The following is a 6,234-nucleotide window of genomic DNA, read 5'->3' as shown; positions in this document are numbered from 1 at the left end:
GCTCTCCCGAGCCGGCCGCGCCGTGCGGCCCCCCGGGCCCGTGCCGCTCCCCCTGGCCGGGTGACGCGGTGGCGTGCGCCGGGCCCGTGGGGCCGTCGGCTGCTGCCGGGGGCAGCCCGAGGCCCGCGGTGAGGAGCAGTTCGCCGCCGAGCAGGTACGGGGCGGGATCGAGCAGTTCGCTGACATGGGCCCAGCCGATGCGGCGGTCGAGCAGCGCGTCGCGGGTCAGGGCCGTGAGCCCGAGGGCCGGATCACCGGCCAGCTCGCGCAACGAGAGCGTGGGGAGGCCGGCGGGCGCGGCGGCACCGGCCGCCCAGCTCCCGGGGTCAGCGGCGGGGGACGGTGGGGCGCCGGTCGGCCCGGCACCGTCCGGCCGGGCGTCCTGCGCCCCGGCCGAGGGCGGCTCGATACCGGACAGCTCGGTACCGGGCGTCTCGGGAAGGGGCGCTCCGGGGCGGGAGGGCCCGGCAGCGGACCGCTCGGGAGGGCAGGGCCCGGCAGCGGGTGCCGCGGTGCCTGGAGGAACGGGGACCATGAGGGGCTCCGGCGGGGAGAGCGAGGGCCGACCGGACGGCGGGCCGGGTCGGATCATCCCAGGAGGTCCGCCGCACGGGCCCGACCGGCCCGTGACCCGGCCGTTCGCGCGGCCTAAGCTGCTCGGCACCGCCCATGGCGCCGGACACCGCTCCGGCGCCGACGGCTACCGTCCGCCCTCACCCAGTGCCTCCCCGGCCCTCCCGGCCCCCGCCCTGCACCGTCCCGCTCCCTCCCCTTTGCCGCCTCCCTCGTCCCGTCCCTCCTCCCGTCCCTCCTCCTGTCCCTCGTCCCCTCCCCGCACCTCCTCGCACCTCCCCCTCCCTCCACGGAAGAAGCAGCCTCGTGACCTCGCAGCAACCGCGGCCCGCAGACCCCGCCGCGCCCGCCGGGCCGGTCGGCCCCGTCGACAGTTCGGTCGTTCCCCGCTACGCCGGCATCGCCACCTTCGCCCGGCTGCCCCGGCTCGAGGAGGTGGGCCGCGCCGACGTCGCCGTGGTCGGCATCCCCTTCGACAGCGGTGTGTCCTACCGCCCCGGGGCACGTTTCGCGCCCGCCGCCGTGCGGGAGGCGAGCCGGCTGCTGCGGCCGTACCACCCGGCCCTCGACGTGTCGCCCTTCGCCGCGGTCCAGGTCGCGGACGCGGGTGACATCGCGGTCAACCCGTTCGACATCGGCCAGGCCGTGGCGACCGTCGAGGAGCAGGTGGGCGAACTCGCCGCGACCGGCGCCTCGGTGGTCACGGTCGGCGGCGACCACACGCTCTCCCTGCCACTGCTGCGGGCCGCGGCCCGCGTGCACGGACCCGTCGCCCTGCTGCACTTCGATGCCCATCTGGACACCTGGGACACCTACTTCGGGGAGCCGTACACCCACGGCACACCGTTTCGCCGTGCCGTGGAGGAGGGCCTGCTCGACACCGAGGCACTCGGCCACATCGGCACCCGGGGCCCGCTCTACGGCAAGAGCGACCTCACGGAGGACAAGCGGCTCGGCTTCGGCATCGTGACGGCGGCCGACGTGATGCGGCGCGGTGTCGACGAGACGGTGGCGGCCGTGCGCGAGCGCATCGGTGACAGGCCGCTGTACGTCTCCGTCGACATCGACGTCCTCGATCCGGCGCACGCCCCGGGGACCGGGACGCCCGAGGCCGGCGGCCTGACGTCGCGCGAACTGCTGGAGATCCTGCGCGGCCTGGACGGCACGCGGATCATCGGCGCCGACGTGGTGGAGGTGGCGCCGGCGTACGACCACGCGGACATCACCTCGGTGGCCGCGTCGCACGTGGCGTACGACCTGGTCAGCCTGCTCGCGCTGCGCCGCGCGGCCGGCACCGCCTGACCGCTGCCGCCGGACGGGGTCGCCGCCGCCGGGGGGCCGCGGCGCCCCGCGTCCCCGGAGCCGGCGGCGGGCCCGGAGCGCCTGGAGAGTGAGAAGGGACGGCCCTGAGCGCGGGGAACGCTGACACCGCGGGCCCGGAGCGCCTGGAGGGCGAGGGGCACGGGCCCGGGCGTCCGAGAACGTGAAGCCCACCCACGCGATGCAACCCGCGCGCGTCCGGCACCGGGCCTGGGCGTCACCTCGCCCGGGTCGCCGCCTCGACGGTCGGGGCGAATTCGAAGAACGTCGTCGTGCCGGTGACCTCGAACAGACGTCCCACGGTCTCCTGGAGGGGGCCTGCGATGATCATGCGACCGCCCGTCAGGCGCCGGCGGCGCTGCACCTCGAGCAGCACGTGCAGGACGGTCGAGTCGGCGAAGGCGAGCTCCGACAGGTCCGCCACCAGCAGCCGGGCCCCGGGGTCTCCCACGCGCCGCAAGGCCTCCGCGAGGAGCGGGGCGTTCTCGTAGTCGACGTCGCCCTTCACCCGAACGACCTTCACGTCGTGTCCGGCCGCGCTCACCGTCACGGCCGCAGATTCCTCCGCCATGGGGTCAGGCTTCCATGTCCCGGAGTTGGTCCCCCAAAACCGGGTTCCAAACCCACTCATTCTCAGGAATCCCGTGCTCAGGGGCCGACTCACCCGTTTGCTCCGCGCACGCGGGGGCTCACAACGCGCCCGCCGGGGACACAACGAGCGCCCTTCCCTCCGTACGCGACCGGCCGTCCGGGCCGGTGCGCCACCACGGCGGCGGTGAGTCCCCGGCGCCGCACGGGCACCGTGACGGGCCCGGCCTTCGGGGGCCGGTGCGCGGCGGCCGCGTCGGCCGGCGTGCCCTTCGGCGGCGCCGGACGGGGCACACTCCCGCGGCGCGCGGTCCGCGGCGCGGGTCACCCGTTGTTCCCCACGTAGGGGTGGCCCGCGAACTTCGGGAAGTACGCCGCCCGGAACTTCTTCCCGCACTCGAGGTCCTGGAGGGCGAGGTGGATCTCCCGCGTCAGCCTGGGCGTCGCCTCCTGGGGGGTCAGCTTCCCCGCACCGGACCCCGGCGCGGTCGCGCTCGCCTGGAACTTGACCATGTCGCCGATGCTGGTCGGCTGGGTCGTCGTGACCGGGATGCCCTGCTTGCGCAGGCACGCCGCGTACGACTGGGCGAGCGAGACCAGCTGCGGATCGCCGTTGAGGTACTGCCCGTCGGCCTGGTCCTTCCGCAACGCGTCCTCCTGTTCGGCCCGCTGCCTGGCCGCCGACTCGGGCGGCCCCTCGACCTGCCGGATCGCCTTGCCGAGGCAGCCGCCCGGCTCCTGCCCTCCCCTGCCGCCCGGGGCGGAGGGCTTGCGGACGCCGCCGAGCGCCTTCTCGTAGGCGTCCCGCTGCGCCGGCGTCAGAGTGGCCGCGTAGTCCGCGTTGGGTGTCTCGTCGGCCTGACTCGCCCTGCTCATCGGCGCCTTGGGGTCGTCGGGATACACGGCGCCCGCGTAGACGCCGAAGCCGTACTTCTCGCGGAAGCGCTTGGCGAGCGCGTAGTCCTTGCCGTCCACGGCCGACACGGGGGCGGTGATCCCCGCCACGGTCGGTGTGTACGGGAAACCCTGCTTGCGCATGCAGCCGGCGACCGCGTTCTGCTCCAGGTAGGCCTCCTTGACCTCCTTGTCCGCGCCCGGGGGCACGCCGAGCAGGCCGCCGTCCGTGGCGGAGGCCGAACTCCCGTGCGCCGCGGCCGGGGTGCTCGCGTCCGGGGCCTCCTGCCGCTGGGAGGGCCGTCCGGAGGTGCCCTTCGCCGGGTGCGCGGCTCCCGAGCAGGAGGCCGCGAGCGGAAGCACGGTGACCGCCGCGAACACCCAAAGGCTCCGGGATGCGTGCTTGTTCATGCGCTGCCTTCCTGCCCCGTGACCGGGGCCCACGACCCCGCCGCAGGGAGAAAGGCCCTGGCCTCCCGGGTCCCCTGCACTCGGGCGGTGTGATCCGGGTCACCCCTCGATCGGGCTGCCCTGCGCGTACGGTGTGTGCCGTCCGGGAGCGGTTCGAGGGCCCCGGACACATCGGAGATGGGTGAGAGATGAGGCCTTGGCCCCGCAAACGGGCCGATGAGCGGGGGTTCGACGAGTTCGTCGCGGCCCGCTGGTCACCGCTCTTCGGCTACGCGTGCCTGCTGACGAGCGGTGACCGGCACCGTGCGGAGGACGTCCTGCAGGACGCCCTGGTGAAGCTGTGGTTCGCCTGGCCGAGGGTCGCCGAGCAGCAGCCGGAGGCGTACGTGCGGCGGGTCCTGACCCGCGCGGTCGCACGGTCGGCGCAGCGGCGCTGGTGGGGCGAGCGCCCCACCGGGACGCTGCCGGAGCCGCCGCCGGGCGAGGACGCGTCCCGGGCCGTCGACGAGCGGACCCGCCTCGAACAGGCCCTGGGCCTGCTGCCGGTGCGGCAGCGGGCGGCGGTGGTGCTGCGCTACTACTACGACCTCTCCGACCGGCAGGTCGCGGAGACGATGGACTGCCCGGTCGGCACGGCCTCCTCGCTCGCCTCGCGCGGGCTGGCGAGGCTGCGGAAGCTGCTGGCCGAGACGTCCGAGCCGGTGCGTTGAGGGACCGAGGAAGCGAGCCATGGACGAATTCGAGAGGGATCTCGCACGCCGGATGCGCGAGACGTCGGACGGCGCACGCCTCGAACCGGCGCAGCGCGAACGGCTCCACGCGTCGGTCCGCGTGCGCCGCCGGGCCCGGGCGGCCTGGCTGACGGGAGGTTCGGTGGGTGTCCTCGCGGCGGCGTGCGCGGGGCTGTTCGCCGTGTCCGGTGTGCCCGGCGGCGGACGGGCCGACACCGCGACCGTCGCGTCGGCCTCGCCGTCGGTGCCGGCGTCCCCGCCCGCGCGGGGGCTGCTGACCGTGCCGAAGGGCGCGACGCACGACGAACGCGTCGGCTACCTGGAGCAGAACGCGACGGCGGTGTGCATGCGGGCGAAGGGGTACACCTACACACCGCACGTCGACACCGCACCGGACCTGTGGGCCGCGGTCGACGCAAGCGACTACGCCAAGGCGAAGGCGTTCCGCGGCAAGTACGGGTACGGGCTGTACTCGGGGGCCGTCCATCCGGACGATCCGAAGGCGCCGATGAGCCCCGCGAGCCGGCGCGGCGAGGCGCCCGACGCCGCCTACCTCGCGTCCCTGTCCCCGAAGCAACTGGCGGCCTACCAGAAGGCCCTCGGCGGTGTCCGGGGCACACCCTCCGCCGAGGACGCCCCCGGAGACCAGGCCGGGCCGACGGGCTGCGTCGGCGAGGCCCAGCGCCAGGTGGAGGGACGGGACGGTCAGGACGCGGCGCACCAGAAGCAGGAGTGGGAGGCCGCCGAGGCCGAGCAGGAGCAGGCCCAGGCGCATCTCGACACCGAGCCGAAGCTGGTCGCGCTCGCGGACTCCTACGCCTCGTGCCTCAGCGCCCGCGGCATCGCGGTGACCACCCGCCGCCCGTCGCGGATAGCCGACATGGTCAAGTTCCAGGAGAGCGCGAAGAGTCCGGCGGAGGGCAGCGACCACCTCTCGAAGAGTGAGGCGCAACTGCTGCTCACCGCAGACGTCAAGGCGGCGATGAACGACCTGGAGTGCGGCCGGAAGTTCCGCGCGGCCTACTTCCCCGAGTACCACCGCCTGGACCCCGATCACACCGCCTGACACCGGGTCCCCGCAGGCGCCCGGCATCAGCACATGCACACCGGCACCGCGGCACCAGCACCATCACCGCGAGACGGAACGGGACGGGACGGGAGAAGCGACACCCCCCGGGGCGCGGCCCAGTGGCCCCGCACGGGTGCGGCAGCCCGCGCGCGCTCTCGCGCCCGTGCCGCCACGGCTCCCCCGTGGTCGTGGCGGCCCAGGCCGTACCGGCGCGCCCTCGGCCGCGCCAGCAGGACAGTAGAACAGGGGTACGGGCGGGGGCGAGGGCCGCTTCGCACAGCGGAGCGGGCCACCGGTTTCACTCCGCACAGCGGTCGCGATCCTCGACCGTCCGGGGACGGGAAGCGCCCGGCGCGGCGCGGGCGCGCGGGAGGCGTCCGGGTTTCGGGAGCGGGAGCCCGGAGGCGGGGGCCCGGGGGCGGGGCCGGGGTCGTCGCTCAGAGCCTGCCGAGGGCCGTGAAGGCCAGCCACAACTCGTGGGCGGCGCTGGGGGCCTGCAGCAGCGACCGGCCGAGCGCCTCCTCGGCGCGCACCAGGCGCTTGCGCAGTCCGGGCGGGGACAGGCCGAGCGCGCCGGCCGCCTCAGCCAGCCGTGTGTCGGCGCGCAGCCAGGCGGCCACGGCGTCGGCAACGGCCGGTCCCAGCCGG

Annotated in this window: 7 protein-coding genes; 3 read left to right on the top strand and 4 right to left on the bottom strand. The window is 75.4% G+C overall.

The window, feature by feature from the left end; all coding sequences use genetic code 11:
* The coding region (locus L1885_RS21485; RefSeq protein ID WP_235798806.1) for a PucR family transcriptional regulator ligand-binding domain-containing protein at positions 1 to 271 on the bottom strand (271 nt) is incomplete at its 3' end.
* Between the two features lie 608 nt (positions 272 to 879).
* On the opposite strand from L1885_RS21485, the gene speB reads away from it, so the two are divergent.
* A complete protein-coding gene (gene speB / locus L1885_RS21480; protein WP_235798805.1) occupies positions 880 to 1,875 on the top strand; it encodes an agmatinase in 996 nt (331 codons plus the stop codon).
* A 235-nt stretch (positions 1,876 to 2,110) separates the two neighbouring features.
* Here the strand turns inward: speB and L1885_RS21475 are convergent, their stop codons facing one another.
* Both L1885_RS21475 and L1885_RS21470 read right to left on the bottom strand, forming a co-directional pair.
* A complete protein-coding gene (locus L1885_RS21475; protein WP_235798804.1) occupies positions 2,111 to 2,464 on the bottom strand; it encodes an STAS domain-containing protein in 354 nt (117 codons plus the stop codon).
* A 341-nt stretch (positions 2,465 to 2,805) separates the two neighbouring features.
* On the bottom strand, positions 2,806 to 3,786 hold the full coding sequence (locus L1885_RS21470) for a hypothetical protein (RefSeq protein WP_235798803.1): 981 nt from the start codon (positions 3,784 to 3,786) through the stop codon (positions 2,806 to 2,808).
* A gap of 188 nt (positions 3,787 to 3,974) precedes the next feature.
* Here L1885_RS21470 and L1885_RS21465 point away from each other — a divergent pair, with 188 nt between their 5' ends.
* Together L1885_RS21465 and L1885_RS21460 are read left to right on the top strand one after the other, a co-directional pair.
* Positions 3,975 to 4,496: a SigE family RNA polymerase sigma factor gene (locus L1885_RS21465; RefSeq protein ID WP_235798802.1), complete on the top strand. Its 522-nt coding sequence runs from the start codon at positions 3,975 to 3,977 to the stop codon at positions 4,494 to 4,496.
* Between the two features lie 19 nt (positions 4,497 to 4,515).
* The gene (locus L1885_RS21460) at positions 4,516 to 5,583 is read left to right on the top strand and encodes a hypothetical protein (RefSeq protein WP_235798801.1); all 1,068 of its coding nucleotides are present in this window, start codon (positions 4,516 to 4,518) and stop codon (positions 5,581 to 5,583) included.
* Between the two features lie 440 nt (positions 5,584 to 6,023).
* Here L1885_RS21460 and L1885_RS21455 read toward each other — a convergent pair.
* Positions 6,024 to 6,234, bottom strand: a 211-nt coding sequence (locus tag L1885_RS21455; RefSeq protein ID WP_235798800.1) for a helix-turn-helix domain-containing protein, incomplete at its 5' end; no start/stop codon positions are given.

Origin of the sequence: Streptomyces fuscigenes (assembly GCF_021556455.1) — a bacterium.
GTDB classification, from domain to species: Bacteria; Actinomycetota; Actinomycetes; order Streptomycetales; family Streptomycetaceae; genus Streptomyces; species Streptomyces fuscigenes.
The sequence above is the reverse complement of the archived record's forward strand: the minus strand, read 5'-3'. Positions and strand labels throughout refer to the sequence as shown.